General features: G+C 36.5%; 25 protein-coding genes. 23 read left to right on the top strand and 2 right to left on the bottom strand.

Translation table 11 applies throughout. The annotated features are described in order from the left end of the window. Nucleotides 1–6 precede the first annotated feature (6 nt). The 6 genes from IGL30_RS07945 (at nt 7) to IGL30_RS07920 (ending at nt 5,070) form a co-directional block, all read left to right on the top strand. The gene (locus IGL30_RS07945; protein WP_010718842.1) at nt 7–219 is read left to right on the top strand and encodes a YqgQ family protein; all 213 of its coding nucleotides are present in this window, start codon (nt 7–9) and stop codon (nt 217–219) included. Next, nucleotides 219–1,184 (top strand): ROK family glucokinase, encoded by a 966-nt coding sequence (locus IGL30_RS07940; protein ID WP_010718843.1) that lies wholly within the window; start codon nt 219–221, stop codon nt 1,182–1,184. Before IGL30_RS07945 ends, IGL30_RS07940 begins: the two co-directional genes overlap by 1 nt. A gap of 14 nt (nt 1,185–1,198) precedes the next feature. Then, nucleotides 1,199–1,594: a rhodanese-like domain-containing protein gene (locus IGL30_RS07935; protein WP_010737800.1), complete on the top strand. Its 396-nt coding sequence runs from the start codon at nt 1,199–1,201 to the stop codon at nt 1,592–1,594. Between the two features lie 435 nt (nt 1,595–2,029). After that, nucleotides 2,030–2,740 carry a hypothetical protein gene (locus tag IGL30_RS07930; protein ID WP_123874696.1) on the top strand — a complete coding sequence of 237 codons (711 nt, stop codon included), beginning with the start codon at nt 2,030–2,032 and terminating at the stop codon, nt 2,738–2,740. 150 nt (nt 2,741–2,890) lie between these two features. Next, nucleotides 2,891–3,256 (top strand): DUF488 domain-containing protein, encoded by a 366-nt coding sequence (locus tag IGL30_RS07925; protein WP_025480161.1) that lies wholly within the window; start codon nt 2,891–2,893, stop codon nt 3,254–3,256. Continuing rightward, nucleotides 3,253–5,070 carry an FAD/NAD(P)-binding protein gene (locus IGL30_RS07920; RefSeq protein WP_375371663.1) on the top strand — a complete coding sequence of 606 codons (1,818 nt, stop codon included), beginning with the start codon at nt 3,253–3,255 and terminating at the stop codon, nt 5,068–5,070. The genes IGL30_RS07925 and IGL30_RS07920 overlap by 4 nt, the downstream gene beginning before the upstream one ends. A gap of 126 nt (nt 5,071–5,196) precedes the next feature. On the opposite strand, the gene IGL30_RS07915 is transcribed toward IGL30_RS07920, so the two are convergent. Beyond that, nucleotides 5,197–5,364: a DUF3042 family protein gene (locus tag IGL30_RS07915; protein ID WP_010718848.1), complete on the bottom strand. Its 168-nt coding sequence runs from the start codon at nt 5,362–5,364 to the stop codon at nt 5,197–5,199. A 233-nt stretch (nt 5,365–5,597) separates the two neighbouring features. Between IGL30_RS07915 and galE the strand changes: the two genes are divergently transcribed. The 15 genes from galE to IGL30_RS07840 all read left to right on the top strand — a co-directional run bounded on the left by galE (nt 5,598) and on the right by IGL30_RS07840 (nt 20,385). Beyond that, nucleotides 5,598–6,587 (top strand): UDP-glucose 4-epimerase GalE, encoded by a 990-nt coding sequence (galE, locus tag IGL30_RS07910; protein WP_010737796.1) that lies wholly within the window; start codon nt 5,598–5,600, stop codon nt 6,585–6,587. 7 nt (nt 6,588–6,594) lie between these two features. Continuing rightward, nucleotides 6,595–8,079, top strand: a complete 1,485-nt coding sequence (gene galT, locus IGL30_RS07905; RefSeq protein ID WP_430618146.1) for a UDP-glucose--hexose-1-phosphate uridylyltransferase — start codon at nt 6,595–6,597, stop codon at nt 8,077–8,079. Between the two features lie 38 nt (nt 8,080–8,117). Continuing rightward, on the top strand, nt 8,118–9,098 hold the full coding sequence (locus IGL30_RS07900; protein WP_010718851.1) for a LacI family DNA-binding transcriptional regulator: 981 nt from the start codon (nt 8,118–8,120) through the stop codon (nt 9,096–9,098). Between the two features lie 131 nt (nt 9,099–9,229). Further along, complete coding sequence (gene tsaB / locus IGL30_RS07895; RefSeq protein ID WP_010718852.1) at nt 9,230–9,952, top strand: tRNA (adenosine(37)-N6)-threonylcarbamoyltransferase complex dimerization subunit type 1 TsaB; 723 nt, start codon at nt 9,230–9,232, stop codon at nt 9,950–9,952. Beyond that, nucleotides 9,936–10,475, top strand: coding sequence for a ribosomal protein S18-alanine N-acetyltransferase (gene rimI / locus IGL30_RS07890; protein ID WP_010737793.1), 540 nt, complete (start codon nt 9,936–9,938; stop codon nt 10,473–10,475). Before tsaB ends, rimI (IGL30_RS07890) begins: the two co-directional genes overlap by 17 nt. A 9-nt stretch (nt 10,476–10,484) precedes the next feature. Then, on the top strand, nt 10,485–10,952 hold the full coding sequence (rimI, locus tag IGL30_RS07885; RefSeq protein ID WP_063627253.1) for a ribosomal protein S18-alanine N-acetyltransferase: 468 nt from the start codon (nt 10,485–10,487) through the stop codon (nt 10,950–10,952). Next, nucleotides 10,949–11,977 carry a tRNA (adenosine(37)-N6)-threonylcarbamoyltransferase complex transferase subunit TsaD gene (tsaD, locus tag IGL30_RS07880; RefSeq protein WP_010718855.1) on the top strand — a complete coding sequence of 343 codons (1,029 nt, stop codon included), beginning with the start codon at nt 10,949–10,951 and terminating at the stop codon, nt 11,975–11,977. Before rimI (IGL30_RS07885) ends, tsaD begins: the two co-directional genes overlap by 4 nt. 493 nt (nt 11,978–12,470) lie before the next feature. Next, a complete protein-coding gene (locus IGL30_RS07875; RefSeq protein WP_010718856.1) occupies nt 12,471–13,052 on the top strand; it encodes a hypothetical protein in 582 nt (193 codons plus the stop codon). Between the two features lie 31 nt (nt 13,053–13,083). Further along, nucleotides 13,084–13,752 (top strand): class D sortase, encoded by a 669-nt coding sequence (locus IGL30_RS07870; RefSeq protein ID WP_088744932.1) that lies wholly within the window; start codon nt 13,084–13,086, stop codon nt 13,750–13,752. Nucleotides 13,753–13,964: 212 nt separating this feature from the next. Further along, the gene (locus IGL30_RS07865) at nt 13,965–14,819 is read left to right on the top strand and encodes a hypothetical protein (RefSeq protein WP_051641758.1); all 855 of its coding nucleotides are present in this window, start codon (nt 13,965–13,967) and stop codon (nt 14,817–14,819) included. Nucleotides 14,820–14,838: 19 nt separating this feature from the next. Beyond that, on the top strand, nt 14,839–15,636 hold the full coding sequence (locus IGL30_RS07860; RefSeq protein WP_034698350.1) for a YveK family protein: 798 nt from the start codon (nt 14,839–14,841) through the stop codon (nt 15,634–15,636). Nucleotides 15,637–15,664: 28 nt separating this feature from the next. After that, on the top strand, nt 15,665–16,333 hold the full coding sequence (locus IGL30_RS07855) for a CpsD/CapB family tyrosine-protein kinase (RefSeq protein WP_088744950.1): 669 nt from the start codon (nt 15,665–15,667) through the stop codon (nt 16,331–16,333). 81 nt (nt 16,334–16,414) lie between these two features. Next, nucleotides 16,415–18,244, top strand: a complete 1,830-nt coding sequence (locus IGL30_RS07850; protein WP_088744930.1) for a polysaccharide biosynthesis protein — start codon at nt 16,415–16,417, stop codon at nt 18,242–18,244. A gap of 79 nt (nt 18,245–18,323) precedes the next feature. Further along, a complete protein-coding gene (locus IGL30_RS07845) occupies nt 18,324–19,604 on the top strand; it encodes an O-antigen ligase family protein (protein ID WP_088744929.1) in 1,281 nt (426 codons plus the stop codon). Further along, nucleotides 19,597–20,385 carry a glycosyltransferase family 2 protein gene (locus tag IGL30_RS07840; RefSeq protein ID WP_088744928.1) on the top strand — a complete coding sequence of 263 codons (789 nt, stop codon included), beginning with the start codon at nt 19,597–19,599 and terminating at the stop codon, nt 20,383–20,385. The genes IGL30_RS07845 and IGL30_RS07840 overlap by 8 nt, the downstream gene beginning before the upstream one ends. A gap of 92 nt (nt 20,386–20,477) precedes the next feature. On the opposite strand, the gene IGL30_RS07835 is transcribed toward IGL30_RS07840, so the two are convergent. Next, nucleotides 20,478–21,179: a Crp/Fnr family transcriptional regulator gene (locus IGL30_RS07835; protein ID WP_010718864.1), complete on the bottom strand. Its 702-nt coding sequence runs from the start codon at nt 21,177–21,179 to the stop codon at nt 20,478–20,480. 474 nt (nt 21,180–21,653) lie between these two features. On the opposite strand from IGL30_RS07835, the gene arcA reads away from it, so the two are divergent. Together arcA and argF are read left to right on the top strand one after the other, a co-directional pair. Next, nucleotides 21,654–22,883, top strand: a complete 1,230-nt coding sequence (gene arcA, locus IGL30_RS07830) for an arginine deiminase (RefSeq protein ID WP_010718865.1) — start codon at nt 21,654–21,656, stop codon at nt 22,881–22,883. An 89-nt stretch (nt 22,884–22,972) separates the two neighbouring features. Further along, entirely contained in the window at nt 22,973–23,992 is a 1,020-nt protein-coding gene (gene argF, locus IGL30_RS07825; RefSeq protein WP_010718866.1) for an ornithine carbamoyltransferase, read from the top strand. Nucleotides 23,993–24,065 lie beyond the last annotated feature (73 nt).

The raw sequence follows: 24,065 nt of genomic DNA, 5'->3' as shown, positions 1-24,065 counted from the left end.
TTTGAGATGGAGAGCTTATATGACGTGCAACAACTGCTCAAACGATTTGGCATCTTTGTCTATGTTGGGTCACGTATCTATGATATTGAATTAATGACGATTGAATTGAAGAATCTTCATGACAGTCGTTTGATCGATCATGATACATACATGACAGCGTGGCGCATACTAAAACGAGAGCACCGAGTGGAAGAAAGCCGAAAGAAAGGAAACTTGTAATGGACAAAAAAATTATTGGGATTGATTTAGGTGGAACAACAGCAAAATTTGCAATTCTAACACCAGAAGGAGAGATTCAACAAAAATGGAGCATCGATACCAATATATTGGATGACGGTAAACATATTATTCCGGAAATTATCGAGTCAGTAAATCATCGTATCAAATTATATAACATGAATGCTGAAAATTTCATCGGAATCGGTATGGGAACACCAGGAAGTGTCGATAGTGAAGCAGGTACAGTGATCGGAGCCTACAATTTAAATTGGACTGAACTTCAATACGTAAAAAAACAAATTGAAGAAGGAACTGGAATCAAATTTGCTATTGATAACGATGCGAACGTTGCTGCTTTAGGTGAGCGCTGGAAAGGTGCAGGGGAAAATGATCCTGACGTTATTTTTGTTACCTTAGGAACGGGTGTCGGTGGCGGAATCGTTGCTGCTGGGAACTTGATCCACGGCGTTGCTGGTGCAGGTGGCGAGATTGGACACATTACAGTGGACCCAGAAGGTTTTGAATGTACATGTGGTAAAAGAGGGTGCTTAGAAACAGTTTCAAGTGCAACAGGTGTAGTTCGCTTAGCACGTTTCTTAGCAGAAGAGTATGCCGGAGATTCAAAATTAAAAGCAATGCTTGACAATGGAGAAGAAGTAACAAGTAAAGATATTTTTGAAATGGCACAAGCAGACGATCCATTTGGTCTGATGGTCGTTGATCGTGTTTGTTTCTACTTAGGATTAGCTTGCGGTAATCTAGGGAACACTATGAACCCATCAAGTATTGTTTTAGGCGGCGGAGTATCTGCTGCCGGGGAATTTTTACGTAGTCGTGTTGAAAAATATTTCAACCAATTTACGTTCCCTCAAGTACAACAATCAACAAAAATCAAATTAGCAGAATTAGGAAATGAAGCTGGCGTGATCGGTGCTGCTTCATTAGCCTTGAAATTTGCGGAATAACGTGGAGGAATGACATGGTTTTATGGGTAATTAACATCATTTTGCTATTGATTATTCTTGCTATTGTGTTTTGGGAAGTTTATCTACGAGTAATGGCAAAACGTTCTGCAAAAACACTGGAAGAAGAAGAATTTCGTGATGGGATGCGTAAGGCACAAGTCATTGATGTTCGTGAAAAAGACGTGTTTGATGCAGGACATATTTTAGGGGCAAGAAATATCCCTTATACTGTTTTAAAAGATTCATTAGGATCTATCCGAAAAGATCAACCGGTGTATATCTACGACCAAAAGAAAAGCTTAAGTATTCGTACAGCGAATAAGTTAAGAAAAGCTGGCTACCAAGATATCTATATCTTAAAAGGTGGATATGATGGCTGGTCTGGCAAGATTAAAAGTAAAAAAGTATAGAACGTCATGACGTCAAATTATCGGTCAATCCTGATGAGTCGTGTAAAGTCAAATCTGGGTCAGAATGAACCTCATTCTGTCTCAGATTTTTTGTTATTTCATTTGGAAGGAAAATGAGGCTGAAGAATCAACTTTGATTCTGTAGTAACCACCAGAAGTTAGATTTTGGTCTTACTTTTTGGGATTGATACATTCATCAGTTCCACAAATGATAGAGCCAATTTATCAGAAGTTTTTGTATATAAAGTAACAGATACTTTTTAGAAAATTGCATGACTGATTATTCGATTAGGCAACGGGAATAAAAAGAATTCATTAGATCGCACAAGATAAAATACTAAATTTTATTCTTTCCAGAAATAAAAGTTCTATCTCCATTGCGTACGTCATGTATGATGATTCAATGATAAATCAAACAATGGGGGAGAAAAGAAAATGCCAGAAATATCTAATGAAACTTTCACTGAGCAACAACCTGCAGGAGTAGTAAAAAAAGAAGAAATAACAGAAAAAAGAAAAAAGGAACTTGATAAACTTGTTGGAACGATTGAGGTTTCACTAGCTGGTAAATTAAAAGGAAAGACATATGAGGAGATCGTTGAATCGGTTGTGTCTGAGCTTATAAATAAGAAGATAAAGCAATCTGAACTTGGGAGAGTATTATACTCACTAGATCTTTCTGCCCAATTATATCAGCAGGTCGTAAAGGATTATAACATAAAACGCTTAATCAGCCATGATGGTCCAAGCCAAAGTAAAGTCTCTATAACCAATTCTGTGATTATAGAAAATATAGAAAGCGCAATAGATTCTCCACAAATAATAATAGAAGATCAATCGGTCGAACAAAAAGATAGTTCAAAACCAGAAAACATTCAAGAACAAAAAACAAGTAAGTTGACAACTGAAAAGCTAACGTTCAGGAAAAGGATTAAGAAGTGGGGTCAATCGTTAAACATTTTCAGAAAGAGTAACACAGATAAACCAGAGAATATAACAAATTGTCAAGGTATTGAAATGGATAAGGGTGGGGTACCTTTAAAAAAAATATTGAGACGACAATCGAGCGAAACTAATGATGCTTGTCATAATAATAATCAATGCCAACACATTGTTCCTCTAGAAAAGGGAGATAGGAATCACTAGCAAGTATCCATAGAGCGTGCAAAATTGAAATTTAGTATTTAAGGAGTACTAACAGAAATCAAGCCACGATTTTTTGCTATGACATAATCAAAGGAGAATCTAATCATTTATGCTATGATCAATGTATAAGCAATGAAAGAAGTGGAGAAAATGATCAAACTGAAAAGAGTGTACAGTGCGCGCGAAAAGGGTGATGGCTTTAGAATTTTAGTTGATCGAATATGGCCAAGAGGGATATCAAAGGAAAAAGCACAGATTGATCTATGGTTAAAGGAGATTGCACCAAGTACTGAGTTGAGAAAATTCTTTGGACATCTTCCTGAGCGTTTTCCTGTTTTTGAAGAAAAATACCTAGAAGAGTTAATGACAGATCAAGAAAAGCAATTGGCAGTCAAGCAGTTAGCTGAACTCTGTCAAAACTATCCAATCGTGACCTTAGTTTATGGTGCAAAGAATGAACAGCAAAATCAAGCCGTGGTGCTAAAAGGGTTGATGGAAAGGAAGCTGAATCGATGATTATTGGCATTGTTGGGGCAGGCCCCAGAGGACTAAGCATGGTAGAACGATTGATCCGAAACAATCGGGAAAACCAACATATCCAGATCTGTTTATTCGATCCTGATGGGCCTGGTGGTCGAGTCTGGCGGCTCGATCAATCAACAGAGTTATTGATGAACTCAGTTTCTCAGCAAGTTACGCTTTTTACAGATGAAACTTTAACAAGTGGCGGAGAGATTTCACCGGGGCCTAATTTATATCAATGGAGCCAAACAGAGGCGAAAAAGTATATCGAAAAGCAACAGTTTGTGAATAAAGAATTTTTTTTGGCAGAAGCCGAGCGCTTACGTGCCAATGAACCAGCTACCAGATGTTTTTATGGCTTGTACCAGCAGTGGTTTTATGAACAATTAAAAAAATTAGCACCGCATTCATTCACTATCGTTCGATCCTTAGTGAAAGAGATTGATAAGATAAAGACAGGTTTTTACTTGAAAACAAACGAACAGCATTTAGTAGTAGATCAGTTAGTGATGACTACGGGACATTGGGAAAATAAAGTATCCAAAGACGAGAAAAGGTTTTATGACTATGCTGAAAAAGAGCAATTGTTCTACCAACCGCCAGCAAATCCAGCTGATGTTTCCGTAGAAACTATTCCGCCAAAAGCCACAGTGATTCTTAGAGGATTAGGTCTAAGTTTTTTTGATTATGTAGGTTTACTTACCGAGAATAGAGGAGGTAAGTTTGAAAAACAAGGAGAGAAATTGGTATATTTGCCGTCTGGACGTGAGCCGATCGTATACTGCGGGTCTAGAAAAGGGTTGCCCTATTTTCCTCGAGGAAAAAATGAAAAAAGGGGAGGAGCAATGGCTGTTCCTAAATTGATCACCAAAGAAAATTTAGCAAAGCTTTATCAAAATCAACAATTAACTGGGAAACTGTTTTTCGACTTGCTAAAAAAAGATGTCGAACTTTTTTATTATAAGAAATTAATTGAGGAAAAACATCTAGCTATTTCACCAGTATTATTTGAACAAATCTTTTTAACACGTGATCAAAGTGATTGGCAAAAACAATTTCCTGAATTACAGCCTTATCAATGGGAGTGGGATTTTTTTGAAACGCCTATCTATCATGAGAAGCACGACTTTCAAAAAGAAAGTCGAAGGTTTATTGATTATCAAATCAATGAATCAATGAAAGAAAATTGTACTGGGGCGATTGCTTCAGCTTTTGATGCGTTAAAAGATTGGCGTGATCCTGTCCATCTGGTCATTGAATGGGGCATCTTCACTGCCAAAGAATATAGAGAAGTATTATGGGGTTGGTTTACTAAGCTCAATGCTTTTCTCACGATCGGTCCGCCAGTTGTTCGGACAAGAGAATTAGCCGCTCTGATTGATGCGGGTATTTTCACAATCGTTTCCCCACCGCTGGAAATCAAAACAGAGGCCGGTTTCTTTATCGTAGAAAACGAGGGACAACGGATTGAAAGTCGCTACTTGATTGAAGCCCGACTCCCGCAGACTGATTTGACACAAACAAAGAACCCAGCATTAAATAGCTTGAAAAAACATCAGCTGATTCGTCCTTTTACTTATCAGGACACGACTGGCGTGTATGAAACTGGTGCAATTGATATCAAACTAAGCACCAATCAAGTCTGGAACAAACAGGGAGAGCTAGAAGAAAATTTATATTGTTTAGGGATTCCGGTCGAAGGTGTGGATTGGTTGACAGCTACAGTCTCACGACCATATACCGATGCTTGGAATTTGAGGCAAATCGATAAAGTGGCACAGCTGATTCTTGGAAGGACAACCAATTGAAGCAAAAAACACAACCGACTCTAAAGGCTAGATCATTCATCTAACTTTTAAGATCGGTTGTGTTTTACTAATTAATAATGATTCTTTGGGCTATAAAAGGGATGATTTTCTTGAATCGTTTAAAGATTAGCGAGCTACACGTTTACGCATCGCTTTTTTACGATTTTCTTCGATCATTGTTTCTTTTTCATCAATGGGATCGATTACTGTTTTTTTAACTGAAGCTACCAATCCAGCAACAGCTGCCGCTGTTGCAAGACTACCGACTAAAATTCCAGATACAAATTTTTTCATTAAATCCACCTCGTTTATTAGTTGTTGCTTCTATTATGTAACAAATTGAAAAAAAAGGCTAGTCTGACGTCTATTTATTGGAAACCTTTACAAATTTTCCTTGAAAATATTTACTAAATGTTTTATTATAAATTTACTAAATAAATAGCAAAGGCAACAGAAACAAAAGAGTCATAGTTTCAAACGATTCAAAACGTACTTTTTGCTGCTTTTGTAAAAAAAGGAGTGTTTTCATGGCAATCTTGGTATTGGGTGGCGCAGGTTATATCGGTTCACATGCTGTTGATCGGTTGATCAATCAAAACTATCAAGTGGTAGTAGTGGATAATTTATTAACGGGGCATCAAGCAGCAATTCATCCTAAAGCACAATTTTACAAAGGTGACATTCGGGATAAATCTTTTTTACAGTCTGTTTTTGAAAAAGAAACGATCGAAGGAGTCCTTCATTTTGCAGCTAGTTCATTAGTGGGAGAGTCTGTTGAGAAACCATTGAAGTATTTTAATAACAATGTCTATGGTATGCAAATATTGTTAGAAGTGATGCATGAATATCATGTGAAGAATATTGTCTTTTCATCTACAGCAGCCACTTATGGTGAACCTACAGAATCACCAATTACCGAAGCAACTCCTACGAATCCAAAAAATCCGTACGGTGAAAGCAAATTGATGATGGAAAAAATGATGAAATGGTGTGACCAAGCCTATGGCATGCGATATGTAGCATTGCGTTATTTCAATGTAGCAGGTGCAAAAGCAGATGCATCGATTGGGGAAGATCACACACCAGAAACGCATTTAGTTCCTATTATTCTCCAAGTAGCTCTAGGTCAACGTGATTCTTTGGCGATTTACGGTGATGATTACGATACACCCGATGGAACATGCATCCGAGATTATGTTCAAGTGGAAGATTTGGCTGATGCCCATATCTTAGCTTTAGAATATTTAAGAGCGGGGAATGAAAGTAACTTCTTTAATCTAGGGAGCAATCAAGGCTACTCCGTCAAAGAAATGCTTGAAGCGGCTAGAGAAGTAACAAATCGAGAAATTCCAGCTAAGGTGGCACCACGTAGAGCCGGAGATCCAAGCCGGTTGGTCGCTTCCAGTGCTAAAGCTGAAGAAATCTTAGGTTGGCGACCAGCTTACACAGATGTAAAAGAAATCATTAAAACAGCCTGGGATTGGCATGTGAGTCATCCCCATGGTTATGAGGAGTAGAGAGAAGATGACAATCAGTCAAACGATTTGTGATTTTACGACACTAGCAATTGAAGCTGGTGGCTGGATGGAAATGGATCGAATTTATTTACAAAATCGAATTTTGGGAATGATCGGCGAAGAGGCTTTAGAAAACACTGAAGTGCGCCCTGTTTCAGAAGAATCGGTGGTGTTACTTGATCGGTTAGTCGAACAAGCCAAAAAAAATGAAGTGGTTACTGATTTACCAGCTGAAATCGAAATCTTTGAAGCACAATTAATGGATTTTTTAACACCACCACCATCAGTAGTCAATGCGTTTTTTGCACAACATTACGCAACAAATCCAGAAGAAGCAACAGACTACTTTTATCAATTGAGTAAAAGAAATGATTATATCAAAACCAGAGCGATTGCGAAAAATATCAGGTATACGTATCCTTCAGAATATGGCGAATTAGAGATTACGATCAACTTATCCAAACCTGAAAAAGATCCTAAGCAAATTGCTGCCGAAAAACATGCCAAAAAAGTTGATTATCCTGAGTGTATGCTTTGTATGAACAATGAAGGCTATAAAGGACGTTTAAATTATCCAGCTCGCACCAATCATCGAATCATCAGAATGAATCTTGATGGGGAAAGTTGGGGATTTCAGTATTCTCCATATGCTTATTACAATGAACATTCGATCATCTTGTCAGAAGAGCATCGTCCTATGAAGATTACGAAAGAAACATTTTCACGTTTATTAAAAATCACAGAGGTTTTACCACACTACTTTGTTGGTTCAAACGCAGATCTGCCAATTGTTGGAGGATCGATTCTGTCACATGATCATTACCAAGCAGGGCGCCATGAATTTCCAATGGCTAAAGCTCCAATCGAACGATTAATCAAATTATCGGATTATCCTCAAGTAATCGCAGGTGTTGTCAAATGGCCAATGTCTGTCATTCGTCTGCAAGCGACGGGGAAAGAAATCCTAGTGGAAGCTGCTAATAGTATTTTAGAAAAATGGCAACAATATTCAGATCCTGCGGTAGCAGTGACGGCATTTTCTAAAGATGGTACGCCCCATCATACGATTACACCAATTGCTAGAAAACGCGAAAATTATTTTGAACTCGATTTAGTGTTACGAGATAACAATGTCTCTGACGAATATCCAGAAGGGATTTTCCATCCTCACCGAGATATCCAGCATATTAAAAAAGAAAATATCGGTTTGATCGAAGTCATGGGATTAGCTGTTTTACCGCCTCGTTTAAAATCAGAAATGGCAGAAGTAGAAAAGTATTTGCTTGGACAAGAAAATAAGATAGCTGAGTATCACATGGAATGGGCGAAGGGCTTGAAAGCCGACCATCCAAATGTGACAACTGAAACAGTAACCGAGATCGTTCAGCAAGCTATTGGTAAAGTTTTTGTTCGTGTGTTGGAAGATTCAGGGGTATTCAAACGCGATACAAAAGGTCAAGAAGCTTTCCAACGCTTTACTGCAACGCTTTAAGAAGAATGCCCGAGTGGAATAGATAGGAGGAGAAACAAGTGGCAACGATTAAAGATATTGCAAAGTTGGCAGGGGTTTCTCCTGCTACTGTGTCAAGAGTCTTAAATGATGATCAGGAGTTATCAGTTAGCCTAGCAACGAAAAGAAAAATTTTTGAGGCTGCTGAAGAGTTGAATTACACGAAGCATCATAGAAACACATCGTTGAATCAAAAGTCGTTGCGTTTGATCCAATGGTACAATGATCAAGAAGAATTAGAGGATCTCTATTATCTTGCTATTCGTTTGGGAATAGAGAAAAAGGCAGAGGAATCAAATGTGACTTTGCTAAAGGAAACGTGGGACGCTATCAGTGATAGACCGACAAATGGAACGATTGCTCTAGGAAAATTCGATGAGCAACAGTTGATTGAATTGAAGCAGACACAAAGCAATCTGTTATTAGTTGATTTTGATGGAACACCCTATAACATTAATTCATTAATCGTTGATTTTCAAACAAGTATCCAAAAAGTGATTGATTATTTTTTTAACCAGGATAAAAAAGCGATTGCAATGCTTGCTGGTAGGGAATACACCAAAAAAGGACATCAACGGATTGATGACCCAAGGATTGCCGCCTACCAACAAATCATGGCTGGTAAAGGATTGACTACAACGATCATTGAAGCAGATTTTTCAGTTGAATCTGGCTATCGGAAAGTCAAAGAATACTTAGATAGTGGACAGTATTCGTTTGAGGCGCTGTTTGCAGCAAATGATACACTAGCGATCGGTGCATTGAAGGCAATTAACGAAAAAGGTCTGAAAGTACCTGAGGATATCTCATTGATCGGATTCAATGATATTAGTGTAGCAAAATATGTTTCACCAGCTCTTTCGACAGTCAAAGTTCACACGGAATGGATGGGGGAACTGGCGGTAGAGACCGTGTTACAAATGATGAATGAAAAAGCACCTGTTTCGAGAAAAATCATTGTAGAAACGGATCTTATCTTGCGTGAGTCTACAAAAAACTAAAGAACAAATCAAGAGAAAGTTGCGAATGATTGCAACTTTTTTTCTTTTTTTCTGAAATGAATTGTCTTTTTCTTAGCAAGAAGTATGCTACAATATAAAACGATAGAAGTTAGTAGAAAGGATGCATCAAAATGATTACATTAGGGATAGACACCGCTAATCAAACTTTAGCGATCGGCGTGATTGAAGATGATACTGTCTTAGGACAAATCCAAATCAATAAACAGAAAAATCATAGCGTTAGTTTGATGCCGGCTATCGATCAGTTATTCTCAGCACTCGGATTAGCACCAACCGCTATCGATCGAATTGCTGTTTCCGATGGACCAGGTTCATACACCGGTCTAAGAATCGGTGTAACTACTGCAAAAACACTTGCATATACATTGGGTAAAGAACTTGTGGGGATTTCAAGTTTACAAGCAATTGCTGCTAATTGCCGGAACGTAAATGGGTTGATCGTGCCTTTATTTGATGCAAGAAGAAAAAATGTTTATGCTGGTGTGTACCGAAGACAAAATGGAAAATTAGAAACAGTTCTTGAAGATGTACATATTTCAATTGAAGAACTGCTTAAGCAACTGTCTCAGTTCGATGAACCTATCTTATTTGTCGGAACAGATACGCAAAAATTTACGAATGAAATAAAGGAAGTATTACATGAAGCAGAAATAAATAAGGTGCTTGAATGGGATCTTCCTAATGGCTGTACGATTGCAACATTAGGGGCCAATCGTGAACCAGTAAGAGATTTAACCAATTTTGTACCACGTTATTTGAAAAAAGTAGAAGCAGAGGAAAAGTGGTTGGAAACCCACACTCCTGGAGACGAAAGATATGTTGAAAAAATTTAAAGCATATGCTAGAAGTTTATTCTATGAAAAAAAAGAATTTGCTACTAAGATAATTGAAAATCAAGGGAAAAGCTATCGAATAAAAGAGCTGATACCTCGAGATATCAAAGATTTATTATCGATTGAACGCCAGGTATACAATGGCGAATTACCATGGACAAAAAGTGCCTTCCTTTCTGAATTAAATTCACCTTTTCAAAATTTATATTTAGGAATACTAGACGGTGAACAGTTAATTGGATTTATAGGTGCGAGAATTTTTGGCTTGGATTGCCATATTACAAATATTGCGGTTATTCCTGTGTACCAACGAAGAAACATTGGTACATTGTTAATTGACGAAATTGAAAAATTTGCTATAATGAATCGCTGTGACACACTCTCTTTAGAGGTGAGAATGAGTAATCAAGATGCCCAAAGACTCTATCGGAAATTAGGATTTCAATCGAACAAAGTAAAAAAAGGGTATTATACCCAAACAAATGAAGATGGATTAGAAATGATCAAATATTTAGAAAAATGAGAGGTACAATTGATTTATACTAAGAATGACTTTGAAGATGAACAGTTAGCGTCTTGTTTATGGGCGCTTTGTGAGGAAGCATATGAACATGGTTCTCCTTGGACCAAAGACCAATTTTTAATGGATATCCAACAACCACATACGCAATATTACTTATTGGTGGAAAATTCGCTACTCCAAGGATTCATTGGCTATTCGAAAGTTATCGATGAGACGGAGATCACGAATATTGCTGTGGCAAAAAAACTGCAAAAAAAAGGGTATGCACGTCAGTTATTACGCTTTTTATTAGACCGAGAAAAACAAGCAGGAACATATAATGTTTATTTAGAAGTACGAACGTCTAACCTAGCAGCTCGTCATCTTTACCAATCAGAGAAATTTAGAGAACTAGGGAAACGAAAATCTTATTATCATGATCCAGTAGAAGATGCGATCATTATGAGTACAAAGTTAAAAACGGAGACGATGAAATGAAAGAAGAATTGATTCTGGCAATTGAATCAAGTTGCGATGAAACGAGTGTCGCAGTTGTGAAAAATGGTGATGAGATTTTAGCCAATGTCATTGCTTCACAGATTAACAGCCATAAAAGATTTGGCGGTGTTGTTCCAGAGGTAGCAAGTCGCCATCATGTAGAGCAAATCACTTTATGTATCGAAGACGCTTTGGCGGAGGCAGGCACTTCTGTTGAACAACTGAGTGCTGTAGCGGTTACTTATGGTCCTGGTTTAGTTGGTTCGTTACTGATTGGGATTTCTGCCGCTAAAGCTTTTGCTTGGGCGAACAATTTGCCTTTGATACCTGTGAACCATATGGCAGGTCATATTTACGCTGCACGCTTTCAAAAGCCTTTTGAATTTCCGCTACTAGCATTGCTTGTCAGTGGTGGACATACAGAGCTGGTCTATATGAAGGAAGACGGGAACTATCAAATCATCGGTGAAACGAGAGACGATGCCGCTGGAGAAGCTTATGACAAAGTTGGTCGTGTCTTAGGTTTGAGTTATCCAAGCGGAAAAGAAATCGATCAGTTAGCGCATCGTGGTGAAGATACCTACCATTTTCCAAGAGCCATGATTCATGAAAGTAATTATGATTTTAGCTTTAGTGGTTTAAAAAGCGCCTTTATCAATTTAGTACACAACGCCCAACAACGTGGAGAAACTCTTGATACAAATAATTTAGCTGCTAGTTTTCAAGCGAGCGTTGTGGACGTTTTAGTCAATAAAACCCTTCGTGCTTGTAACGAATACCCAGTCAAACAATTGATTGTAGCAGGTGGAGTTGCAGCCAATCAAGGATTGCGTGAAACACTCGAAGAGGCATTGAAAAAAGAACATCCAGAAATTGAACTGCTGATCCCTCCATTAAAACTTTGTGGTGATAATGCAGCAATGATTGGAGCAGCTGCGCATGTAGAGTTGAAACAAGCCAATTTCGCTGATCTTCGTTTAAATGCGAAACCTAGTGTGGTATTGAATCAAGGAGGAAATGAGTAAAATTCACCTTATTTTCGTATACATGGCAAGAGCGGTTGAGAAAAACTTACTTTGTAGTAAGTGAAATCGATTAATTAATGAAATATGAAAGTTAGAATATCATTTTTATTTTTACATCTATTAAAAAGTTTGGGACAATCTTTTATTTGTTCCAAGCTTTTTTTGACTTAAAATTTCTAAATTTGGAAATTTTTGTTCTATTGTTCAAATCGTTATATTAATAAGAGATCTCGCGATAATATGGATTAGAGATTAAGAATACAAATGACGTAAATACTATGTTCTCAGTAAAATCGCTTATTATAATAACTATTTCTAAATAGTAATTGTTATTTCACAAGTAGTGATTTTATTACGATGGTTATTTGTTTTGAAGGCATTTATTTAATTGTCTTAAGAAATAACATATGCTAATATGGATGGTAGAAATGCTTTTATGTGTTATTTTTTAATGGTTGTTTAATTATTTTGATAGGAAAAGGAGAGTTAGAAGATGAAATATGTGTTACAGAGTATGGTTTTAATTTTATGTAGTTTCTTTTTTACGTCTTATGTTGATGCTGCCGGGGCGATTTCGCAAGATGAGCAAATGATCATCCAAGAATTGACTCAACCTATTTTAATTCAAGGCAAAGAATTTCAAATGCCTCAAACATATATTACACAAACTGAAAATTATTTAAAACAAAATGATTTATCCAAGTCACAAGTGGATACAGCAGTAAAAAATATCCAAAATGTGAAGCAAAAACTGACTAATTTAGACATTGATTTGTCATCGGTTCATACGATAAATGATTTAATAAAAATTATCCCTAGGGAAACAATTTTGGAAATTCAGCAATTGATTTCATCAACAGCGGATGCTTTAGGATTAGTCGTTTTAAGTTGGAATAAAGGGTATGTTGAGCTAGGCACACAAAACTCTGATGGCTCGATTTCAGCAGTGTTCAACTCGAAACAACCGATTAAACAAACGGGAACATTCCCTATCTCAAGCATTCTTGCAATTGGATGTTTAATGATGACTGCGACAGGTGCATTCATCGTAGGAAAGAAAGTCAAACTTGCATAAAAAAAAGAAAAAAATAAAAAGAATAGGCGGAATGATTTTTACCCCTATCTTTTTTTTGATCATGGGTTATTCGCTAATGTATATTATTGGGCGACCTGTCATTCAGTTTACGACTTCTTCCTTACGATTGTTTCTGCTTTCGGATATTCCAAAATATGAAAAAAAGACACAACCATCAGCTAAAGGTATGTCAACTAGTGAGTTAGAAGAAAAACGGAAAACAATTGAGTTGGAAGGAGAGAACATTCCCTCCAGTAAAATCGATTATCCAAGAAGTGGGTATCAATATGGACAGGTTGATGTTGCTTCTGTAAATTTGAATGTGCCCTTATATTATGGAGACTCAGATGATATTTTACGAGAGGGTGCTGGGCAATACATGGGGTCTGTGTATCCAGGTGAACATGGGACTACATTGATTGGTGGGCATAATAGTAGTGAATTTGGAAAATTAAGTGCTGTCAAAATTACGGATAAGATTAACATTTCCACTAGTTATGGTGAGTATGTTTACCAAGTATACGAAACAAAGATTTTAGATAAAAATGCGAAATTGATTAGTCAACTTCTAATTCAAAAACAGCAAGGAAAACTGATTTTGTATACTTGTTATCCAGTCGATAGTATTGGAATGACGGATCAAAGATTATTTATTCTAGGCGATCTCATTAAGGGGCCAATGATCCAACCAGATAAATAATGAATTGAAAAATTGCGCTACTCATGTGTTAAGCAAAACGCTTTGAAAAGAGGTGGATTTACCAAAAAAGAATCAAATGATCAATCGAATAATCGCTTGTTTGGCTCACTAAAAATGAAGTTAGTGGATAAAAAATTTCGAAGTGGGGCAATTTAAGCTGCAATGAGTTTGTGAAATTTTATGGTCTTTTCTTACATTTGGTAAAAATAGTTATGAAAAAAAGAAAACAATGGCGAAAAGTGCCAAAAATGATTCTTGCTTTTATCTGTTCGCTTAGTTTATTTGCAATTTTTGTCTTGGGCATTCTTAAGATTACTTTATTCAATCAAAATTTTATGATCCGTGCAGTGGAATCCTCACATTATGGGGAAACGATCACTAAAGAGATCAATCACACAATTGCTGATGTAGGAAGAGGTGCCAATATCTCCCAAAAATGGTTGAATCAGACAGTTTCAGAAAGCTTAGTAAATGATAATATCAAACAATATATTCATAGCATCTATGCTGGCTCAACCTTTCAATTAGAAGGGGAGAAGCAAATAGAAGAGACAGTCCAAAGCCAATTAGAAAGTTACGGAAAAGAAAAGAATTACCCAAGAAATGCAGAATTTGAAACCACAGTAAATAAACTAAAAAAAGTGAGTATTGAAACAGTTCGGCGTGATATCGAAATCCCTTATTTTGCGTTATACGGCAAAAAAATAATGGCTTATACATCCACCCTTAACCTGTTGCTCATTTTTGCAGTCGCTTTTTTTGGAATCTTATTTTCCGCAATCATTTCGCTTAACAAACCTTTCTTTCATTTAATTATCCGTTACCTTGCTTATGTGATCGGTGGAGCTGGATTAATGGTAGGGGCTTTACCGACCTATTTGTATGTAACTCGATTGATTGAACGATTGGGTATTCATTCTGAAGCTCTATACTTATTTTTAACGACTTATTTGAAAAATTTTCTCTTTATGTTTATGAAATTTGGTCTTTTCAGTATCCTGTTGAGCTTGTTCCTATTTGGCGTAAGTGAGTTTTTCAGAAAGAAAATAGTTCGACGTGAAAAATAGAATAGAAAGGGGCGAAAAGATGGAAGCGGTTATTAATTTGAATGAGATACTAAGCTGGTTAAAAAAGCGGATACTGTTGATCATTTGTTCATTGATCGGCGGTTTCGCCGTTGCGACTGGAATAACTTATTTTGTTATTACACCAACATACAGTTCATCGGCTGAATTGATCGTTCAATCGAAAAACGAAATCGTCAACCATAATTTACAATCAGAAGTACATGCAAATGTACTCTTGATTAATACATATAAAGACATGATTTTAGGAGATATCGTACTTAATGAAGCAACCGAATACTTAGAAAATAAATTTGCTTATTACTTAACGAAAGATCAATTGAGAAAGAATATTCAGATTATTCAATCTTCAGATTCACAAATGTTCCATATCAAGGTGATGTCAGATGAAGCTGAAAAAGCTGCGAATATAGCAAATGTTCTTGCTTATACTTTTGAAGAAAAAGTAAAAGAAGTTTTAGACGTAAATAAAGTAACGATCACATCAATTGCGCAAGCAAATCAGCTACCGGTTTCACCCAATAAACGGTTGAATCTTTTTCTTGGTGCATTTTTAGGTTTACTTCTAGGGATCGGAATGGCTGTCTTGTTAGAAATATTGGATAAAACAGTAAAGGATGAGCATTTTCTCGCAACGATGGGGTATCCAGTCTTAGGGATAATTAGTGAAATGAGTAATAAGGAAATTGAAAGTGGGCAATCGATTCAACTCACAACATACTCTCGACAAGGAACTCATACACATAGACAACGAGCGCGTACACATCTAAGCAGAGAAAATCGGTTCACACGAAAATAGATGAGGAGACTAATACGTGAAAAATAATATGAAAAAAAAGGGTGTTCCTCTGATTAGTGCTAGTAAACAATCGTCCATGATCTCTGAACAGTATCGGACGGTTCGATCAAATATCCAATTTAGCTCATTTGATCAGGATATAAAGACAATCGTCGTTACTTCAGCAGGTCCAGAGGAAGGGAAGTCAACTGTTTCAGCGAATCTAGCGATTGTTTTTGCAAATAGCGGGAAGAAAACACTCCTAATTGATGCAGATTTAAGAAAGCCAAGTGTAGAAAGTACATTTCGTTCAACCTCGAACAGTGAAGGACTAACTAACCTGTTAAAAAAAAGAAATGAATCAGCTTTCGTATTCATTCATGAAACAAATATTGCACATTTGTGGACGATGACCAGTGGACCAAAACCTCCCAATCCTTTTGAATTACTCGAGTCAAGCCGAATGAATGAAATCATTGATGAATTAAGCGTAAATTTTGATTTGATCATTTTTGATTTGCCTCCTGTTGTGCCTGTGACGGATGCACAGATACTAGCTTCAAAAACAGATGGTACAATCATTGTCGTGAGAGAACGAAAAACGCTAAAGCAAGAATTGTTCAAAGCAAAGGAACTGTTGACGATCGCTCAGGCAAATATCTTAGGGATTGTCTATAATGGAGTAAAGAAGTCGAAAGATATCAACTACTATTATTGAGGTAGTAGATGGTGTGTTAAAATGATTGAAAGAAAATGTTGATCAAGATCGTGCATATCAAGTACTAAAGAAGGTGATTTATTGATTAAACCAAATAGAAAAATCAAAGCGATTAGTTTGGTGCTACTCGATAGTTTTCTGATCATACTTGCTAATTACATCAGTTTTATATTTATGGTTCCATTTGTTATCATCAATAGAGATTATTTGGCAATAACACTCATTTCATCAGTTGTGTGTTATCTGTTCTATGGTGGGATCTTTAAAGTATTTACAAGAATCAATCGTTATACGAATCTTAATGAGTTGTTAGGGATCTTTGCGGCACTCACTTTTATGTTATTTTCAATTTTTCCTTTGTTTTACTTGTTTAACCAGGAGCTCATGTACCAGATTAGTTTGCGATTAGTTGTTTTTTCTTACATAATGGCACTTTTATTGATTGCTAGTAGTCGGTTAGGCTGGCGGGTCTGGGTTGAATTGAAAAATAAAAATGGTCGTTCGAATGAAAAAAAAGTACGAATCTTGATCATTGGTGCTGGAGAGGGTGGACAATTACTGTATCAAAGTTTTTTAGGTTCTCAAATTGTGAATAATATTGAAGTTGTGGGCTTTGTCGATGATGATTGTAACAAATGGGGAACTTATCTTTTAGGTAAAAAAGTACTGGGAAATACCCGTGAAATAAATCAATTGATCCAGACATTCCGTATCAATATGGTTACGATAGCGATACCTTCGTTACCAAAAAAGAAGATCCAACAGCTTGTTCAATCCATTGAAAATAAGAATATCAAGGTAAATATGGTTCCCTCTTTTGAAGAAGTAGCTACCGGAAAAATCAATGTTTCGCAATTAAAAGAAGTAGATGTGATCGATCTATTAGGAAGAGAGGAAGTTTCCCTTGACCTAGAAAGTATCAGCCATCAATTAGAAGGACAAACGATTTTAGTAACTGGGGCTGGGGGCTCGATTGGTTCAGAGATTTGTCGGCAAGTTTTGGCATTTGAACCAGCAAAGTTGATTTTACTTGGACATGGAGAAAATTCGATTTATTCGATTCATCGAGAACTAACTACATTAGATCCTCAGAGGAAAGTAGAGATTCTACCAATCATTGCTGATATTCAAGATAGAGAACGCATCTTTTATTTGATGGAAAAATACCATCCCACGATTGTTTATCATACAGCCGCACATAAGCACGTTCCGCTGATGGAATATTATCCCACAGAAGCAATTAAGAATAATATTAACGGAACAAAAAATGTGGCGGAAGCAGCTAAAAAAAATCATGTTAAGAACTTTGTGATGATTTCTTCTGATAAAGCAAATCGCCCGCCAAATGTGATGGGAGCAACAAAAAGAATCGCTGAAATGTTAATCACAAGTCTGAACCAATCTGGTGAGACCAAGTTTTCGGCTGTCCGTTTCGGGAATGTACTTGGGTCTAGAGGTAGTGTTATTCCACTGTTTAAAGAACAGATTTTAAGAGGGGGACCGATCACTGTCACCGATTTTCGGATGACCCGCTACTTCATGACGATCCCTGAAGCGAGCAGATTAGTTATTCAATCAGGTGCATTGGCTAAGGGAGGAGAAATTTTTGTTTTGGATATGGATAAGCCGATCAAGATCGTGGATCTAGCTAAGAATATGATCCATTTGAGTGGTTATACAGAAGAAGATATCGAGATTGTTGAAACAGGGATACGTCCTGGGGAAAAATTATATGAAGAATTGCTATTAGAAAAAGAAAAGAAAGAAACGCAAATTTTTGAGAAGATTTTTGTTGGGGACATTAAAGGCTTTTCTTTAAAAGAAGTCACCCAGCTAATTGAACAGTTACCAGAAGATGAAAGCGAAGCAGCCAAGAAAGTTATAGCGTTTGCAAATGCTTCTAATGAATGAAGAAAAGATAGAAATGATGATTGGAAAAATAAATCAATCAGTGAATTTTTGCTGTTAAAGGCGCACGGGGAGATAGAAAATGAAAACAATTGAAGCACATGGGTACTCATCAATTGATGAATTAACGAAAAGCAACCAAAAAATTTTAGGAAGGTTATTTTACCTATTGGGATTTACACTCTGTATTTCGCGTGTTTTTTTCGGGATCAATATGTCAATAAGTGATGTATTTATGGTGCTATTAGTTGGCTACCTTCTACTAATGAAAAAAGTGGTGTTCAGTAAACAATTAGTACTATTTTTTATTGGGGTTATTTGTTGGCGGTTATTGTCCACGATATTGTTAAGTTCATGGGTGGATACTTCTGTTTCGCTTTTTTCAGTCATCATGACGGGACAAAAATTTTTCGTCAATCTCCTTTATTTAATTCTAACGATCTCGATCCTTCATATAAATCCAGAGTTGAAAAAAGATTTTTTATCTGGGGCAAAAGTCGGAACACTTTTTTTTGGCTGTCTTAGTATGTTCATTTTTCTAGTAGCTCCAGCAAGTTTGAAATCATTTGTTTTGTTCGGTGATCTACGTTTGAAAGGATTCATGAATGATCCTAACTATTTTGCTTATCTTCAAACATGTGGCTACTGTATCTGGTACTTAAGACCATTTAAAGGTAAGTGGAAGAACCTGATTGCATTCATGGGTTATACATCCTGTATTTTGTTATCTGCTTCCAAAACAGGGGTTGTAGCATTTTTAGTAATCAATTTGTTATTTCTAATTCAAAAATTATTTAGGAAAAATATCAACGTCAAACATCTTGTAATGACAATCATGACAGCGAGTGTATTGATTATCGGTACGCATTTTCTTTTTGCTGATTATGTAAGTAATTTAATTGCACGTTTTCTTTCCATTCCGCAATTTGTCCGATTTGAGGGAGTTTTCACTAATTTTTATGGCGCAATCGTTGCTGGAGGTTCCGGTAGAACAGAAGCTTGGAAAACAGCACAACTTTTGTTAACGCGGACTCATTTCATGGGTATCGGTTTCGTTGACTACTCTTCAGTTGCTTTATCAGTTAGTGGAAGCCCGACGATTGCTCATAATACTTTTTTACAAATAGCTGTTGAATGGGGAATAGTCCCAGCAATGATGGGAATGTTGTTGGTATTTGGTCAGTTTGTCAGAAAATTATTGCTGAAAAAATGGTTGCTGTGTCTCTTAATATTAGCGAATATTATTTTTTCTTTTAGTATTTCTTTACAAAATTCACGATTACTATGGATCTTAGTAGGTTTACTCGTTGTGAAAGAACAGGGATCTCTAGTAAATGGAAAAAAGGAGCAGTCAAATGATTAGTGTGATTATCCCCACTTTCAATGCAGAAAAATCGATTGAGCGAGCAGTCAATTCTGTACTAAGACAAAGCTATCAAGATTTTGAAATCATTATTGTCGATGATCGATCAACAGATCATACTTGGGAACTTTTAACGAAATTAAAAAAACAAGATCAACGTATCAGAATCTATCAAAACGCTAGAAATTCTAAAAGTGCTTATACTCGCAACCAGGCAATCAAACATGCACGGGGGAACTACATTATGCAACTAGATGACGATGATTATTGTCACGTGGAACGTATGGCAAAGCAAGTAGCGTTTTTAGAGGCTCATCCAGAATTTGGTTTTGTTGGCAGTAATGCCTATTTATGGGACCAAGAGGGTGTCTATGGTGAACGGGTGGTCAAAGAACGACCTGAAATAAAAGATCTCTTGAAAACGAGTCCGTTCATCAATCCATCGGCTATGTTTAGAAAACACATCTTAGAATCTGTAGCGGGTTATCGAGTTTCAAAAGATACTGTTAGAGGACAAGATTATGACCTATATATGCGGTTATATGCGAAGGGACACAAAGGTTATAATTTACAAGAAAACTTAGTTTATTACTATCAAGATAAAGAGTATTATAAAAAAATTTCCTGGAAAAATCGCCTTGGGGAAAGTCGGTTGAAATATCGTAATTTCAAAGAATTAAAGGTTGCTAAAGTTCATTATCTGTATGTCTTGAAACCACTAATAGCGATAATGATTCCTAGACACCTCCTATTTTGGCATCAGCACCGCAAACAAGGATGAAAAGGTTTCTTTGTTTCCTTTACAAATAAATCAGGCTTAGACAAAAAATAAAACATACTAAGATAAGGGCAGCCTCATCTTAGTATGTTTTTTTATTCTCTTAAAGCAGGCGTCACAGCAGTTTTACAAAAAGTAAACCGTTTCTTTTGGTAATCTAATAAACCAGAATCTTTTAACTGTTTGATTACTTGTCCAGCAGTCTCTCTCGTTGTCCCACTATTAACCGCTAATTCTTTTAGTGTGATAGGGTATGGAATTTCGACATGGCCATCTGTGGTTGGTATGCCAAGCTCTTCTTTTAAAATGAATAAGTTTTGTTTCACTCGATCAAAAGCGCTAGAAGTTAAACCGATCTGTATCCGCAGTTCGTGCATCGCTACTACTTTTGAGATTTTATGGATCATATAGAGTAATTGTTTTGGATTGTTTTTCGCAATTTTTTCATAACAAGATACTGGGAAAGAGAAAGTTTCGATGTCTGTCATTGCTTGAGCAGTGTATGAATAAATTCCTTCTTCAAAAATACCAGACATTGGGAAAAGGTTATTTGGATTGACATAATCATAATAATAATAAGTAGCACTTTCATCATATCGTTCTAGACGAACCAATCCTGATGTTAAAATGTAGAGACGTTGTCGTTCATCTCCTTCATCAAATAAAATTTGTCCTTTTTTATAAGAACGAAGGATCGTATGCTCTTTAATGAGCTCAAATTCCTCGTCAGTAAAGTTTTCAAAATCAGGTTGATAGCGTAACTTTGAAAAATGATAATCAATTCTATTTATACGCATAAAACTCCCACTCCTTACTTTCAGCTACATACTATATTGTGACTGGTTTTGGCTTAAATGTAAAGTTTTAACCTAGAAGAAAAATCATGGTTAAAAAAGCAATTTTATTCTTTGTGATCAGTCTTTTATGTTATTATGAATAATTTATACAGATAGATTGCATAATTCTTTTTAATGATTGGTATTTTTGTATAAAAAACACAATTATTACATAAAGCAAGCGCTATCAACCTTGTGAAATATCGAAAAAGAAAATATTCAAAAATAATTTTTTAATGAATAAATATTTTTTTGAGAGAGTTTTCAGTATAAAAAAAGTGATAAAAGTTAATAAAAAATGTAAAAACGTGTATTTATTTAATTGTCTTCTAATAATGTGAAATTGCTCTCGTTTTAGATGAGAAGAAATTATGAAAGTGGTTACAAAAAGGCGGTATTCTATGTATGTAATCAAAACGAAGGAGGCAACACAACATGGATAAACCTATTCACGTTTTCTCTGAGATAGGGAAGTTAAAGACAGTTTTATTGAAACGACCTGGACAAGAAGTGGAAAATTTAACACCAGATATTATGGACCGTCTGTTGTTTGATGATATTCCATATCTGCCAATCGCACAAGAAGAGCATGACTATTTTGCAAAGACATTGCAAGATGAAGGCGTCGAAACTTTATATCTAGAAAAATTAGCTGCAGAAGCAATTGATGCCGGCAATGTCAAAGAACAATTTTTAAATAAAATGTTAGACGAATCCCACATTGCATCTTCTGCTGTAAGAGATGGTCTTCATGAGTTCCTTCTATCAATGGAAACCCAAGAAATGGTAGATAAAATTATGGCGGGTGTCCGCACGAAAGATATTTCAGTTCGTTCAAACAGTCTGTATGATCTTTCTTCAGATGACGACTATCCATTCTATATGGACCCAATGCCAAACCTTTACTTTACACGTGATCCTTCTGCATCAATGGGAAATGGGATGACTGTTAACATGATGACATTTGAAGCACGTCGTCGTGAATCAATGTTTACTGAATACATCTTGAAACATCACCCACGTTTTGCGAACAAAGGGGTTGAAGTATGGTTAGATCGTGAAAACCCTGATCACATCGAAGGTGGAGATGAATTAATCCTAAGTGACAAAGTCGTCGCTGTAGGTATCTCACAACGAACAAGCGCTAAAGCAATCGAAAAATTAGCACGTAATTTATTTGCTAAACATGCAGGCTTTGAAAAAGTCCTAGCAATCAAGATTCCTAACAATCGAGCAATGATGCATTTAGATACTGTGTTTACCATGGTTGATCATGATAAATTCACGATCCATCCAGCAATCCAAAGTAAAGAAGGAAAAATGGATGTCTTTACGATCGAACAAGCAGGCGATGACATCAAGATCGCTCATTCTGATGACTTACAAGCGTCATTAAAAGCTGCGTTAGGTTTAGATGATTTAGTCTTGATCCCAACTGGTAATGGCGATGCGATCGTTGCTCCTCGTGAACAATGGAATGATGGTTCTAATACTCTGGCAATCGCGCCAGGTGTTGTCGTAACGTACAACCGTAACTATGTATCCAATGAATTATTACGTAGCTATGGCATCAAAGTATTGGAAATCAATTCAAGTGAGTTGTCACGCGGTCGTGGTGGTCCACGCTGCATGAGCCAACCATTAGTACGTGAAGATTTAAAATAATATGAATGCTAGTGGCAGTCTAACTGTCAGCTGCCACTAGATTTCCTCTTTAAAACAAAAAACAAACAACCTAAAGGAGAATTTTAGTTATGAAAGAGTCAGTATTTCAAGGAAGAAGTTTATTAGCAGAAAAAGATTTTACAAAAGAAGAATTACAATATCTAATCGATTTTTCTGAGCACTTAAAAGATTTGAAAAAACGTGGCATTCCACATCACTACTTAGAAGGTAAAAACATTGCACTTTTATTTGAAAAAACGTCTACTCGTACACGTGCAGCTTTTACAACTGCAGCAATCGATTTAGGTGCGCATCCTGAATATCTAGGTGCCAATGATATCCAATTAGGTAAAAAAGAATCAACAGAAGATACAGCTAAAGTATTAGGTCGAATGTTTGACGGAATTGAGTTCCGCGGCTTTAGCCAAAAAATGGTGGAAGAACTAGCAGAATTTTCTGGTGTTCCAGTATGGAATGGTTTAACAGACGAATGGCATCCAACACAAATGATCGCAGATTTCTTAACAATCCAAGAAAACTTTGGAACAGTTGAAGGAATCACAGTGGCATATTGTGGTGACGGACGTAACAACATGGCGAACTCTTTACTTGTGACTGGGGCTATTTTAGGTGCAAACATGCGTATCGTAGCACCAAAAGAATTACAACCAGAAGAAGAAATCGTCAAAATGGCAGAAGAATTTGCTGCTAAATCTGGTGCACAATTAATGATCACTGATGACGTAGATAAAGGTGTTGACGGTGCTGACGTACTTTATTCAGATGTTTGGGTATCAATGGGTGAAGAAGATAAATTTGAAGAACGAATCAAATTGTTGAAACCTTACCAAATCAACATGGAAATGATCGAAAAAACGCACAATACTGACCGTTTGATTTTCTTACATTGCTTACCAGCATTCCATGATACAAACACAATCTATGGTGAACAAATGAAAGAACGCTTCGGCATTACTGAGATGGAAGTTACTGATGAAGTCTTCCGCAGTAAATATGCACGTCAATTCGACCAAGCAGAAAACCGCATGCACTCAATCAAAGCGATCATGGCAGCAACACTTGGTAACTTGTTTATTCCTCGTGTGTAACGGTTAATCACATTCATCTCAAGAACAAAACGAGTCAGCTTTAATGGACCTCATCATGGGCTGGCTTGTTTTG

This window comes from Enterococcus sp. DIV1089c (genome assembly GCF_050530965.1).
Taxonomy (GTDB): domain Bacteria; phylum Bacillota; class Bacilli; order Lactobacillales; family Enterococcaceae; genus Enterococcus_B; species Enterococcus_B hirae.
Note: the sequence above shows the minus strand (reverse complement) of the source record. Positions and strands in the feature narration are given on the sequence as shown.

Excerpts from the sequence above, each read along its gene's own strand:
- IGL30_RS07945 (WP_010718842.1), top strand. The coding sequence starts at position 7 with ATGGAGAGCTTATATGACGTGCAACAACTGCTCAAACGATTTGGCATC.
- IGL30_RS07940 (WP_010718843.1), top strand. The coding sequence starts at position 219 with ATGGACAAAAAAATTATTGGGATTGATTTAGGTGGAACAACAGCAAAA.
- IGL30_RS07935 (WP_010737800.1), top strand. The coding sequence starts at position 1,199 with ATGGTTTTATGGGTAATTAACATCATTTTGCTATTGATTATTCTTGCT.
- IGL30_RS07930 (WP_123874696.1), top strand. The coding sequence starts at position 2,030 with ATGCCAGAAATATCTAATGAAACTTTCACTGAGCAACAACCTGCAGGA.
- IGL30_RS07925 (WP_025480161.1), top strand. The coding sequence starts at position 2,891 with ATGATCAAACTGAAAAGAGTGTACAGTGCGCGCGAAAAGGGTGATGGC.
- IGL30_RS07920 (WP_375371663.1), top strand. The coding sequence starts at position 3,253 with ATGATTATTGGCATTGTTGGGGCAGGCCCCAGAGGACTAAGCATGGTA.
- IGL30_RS07915 (WP_010718848.1), bottom strand. The coding sequence starts at position 5,364 with ATGAAAAAATTTGTATCTGGAATTTTAGTCGGTAGTCTTGCAACAGCG.
- galE (WP_010737796.1), top strand. The coding sequence starts at position 5,598 with ATGGCAATCTTGGTATTGGGTGGCGCAGGTTATATCGGTTCACATGCT.
- galT (WP_430618146.1), top strand. The coding sequence starts at position 6,595 with ATGACAATCAGTCAAACGATTTGTGATTTTACGACACTAGCAATTGAA.
- tsaB (WP_010718852.1), top strand. The coding sequence starts at position 9,230 with ATGATTACATTAGGGATAGACACCGCTAATCAAACTTTAGCGATCGGC.
- rimI (WP_010737793.1), top strand. The coding sequence starts at position 9,936 with ATGTTGAAAAAATTTAAAGCATATGCTAGAAGTTTATTCTATGAAAAA.
- tsaD (WP_010718855.1), top strand. The coding sequence starts at position 10,949 with ATGAAAGAAGAATTGATTCTGGCAATTGAATCAAGTTGCGATGAAACG.
- IGL30_RS07875 (WP_010718856.1), top strand. The coding sequence starts at position 12,471 with ATGAAATATGTGTTACAGAGTATGGTTTTAATTTTATGTAGTTTCTTT.
- IGL30_RS07870 (WP_088744932.1), top strand. The coding sequence starts at position 13,084 with ATGATTTTTACCCCTATCTTTTTTTTGATCATGGGTTATTCGCTAATG.
- IGL30_RS07865 (WP_051641758.1), top strand. The coding sequence starts at position 13,965 with ATGAAAAAAAGAAAACAATGGCGAAAAGTGCCAAAAATGATTCTTGCT.
- IGL30_RS07860 (WP_034698350.1), top strand. The coding sequence starts at position 14,839 with ATGGAAGCGGTTATTAATTTGAATGAGATACTAAGCTGGTTAAAAAAG.
- IGL30_RS07855 (WP_088744950.1), top strand. The coding sequence starts at position 15,665 with ATGAAAAAAAAGGGTGTTCCTCTGATTAGTGCTAGTAAACAATCGTCC.
- IGL30_RS07845 (WP_088744929.1), top strand. The coding sequence starts at position 18,324 with ATGAAAACAATTGAAGCACATGGGTACTCATCAATTGATGAATTAACG.
- IGL30_RS07840 (WP_088744928.1), top strand. The coding sequence starts at position 19,597 with ATGATTAGTGTGATTATCCCCACTTTCAATGCAGAAAAATCGATTGAG.
- IGL30_RS07835 (WP_010718864.1), bottom strand. The coding sequence starts at position 21,179 with ATGCGTATAAATAGAATTGATTATCATTTTTCAAAGTTACGCTATCAA.
- arcA (WP_010718865.1), top strand. The coding sequence starts at position 21,654 with ATGGATAAACCTATTCACGTTTTCTCTGAGATAGGGAAGTTAAAGACA.
- argF (WP_010718866.1), top strand. The coding sequence starts at position 22,973 with ATGAAAGAGTCAGTATTTCAAGGAAGAAGTTTATTAGCAGAAAAAGAT.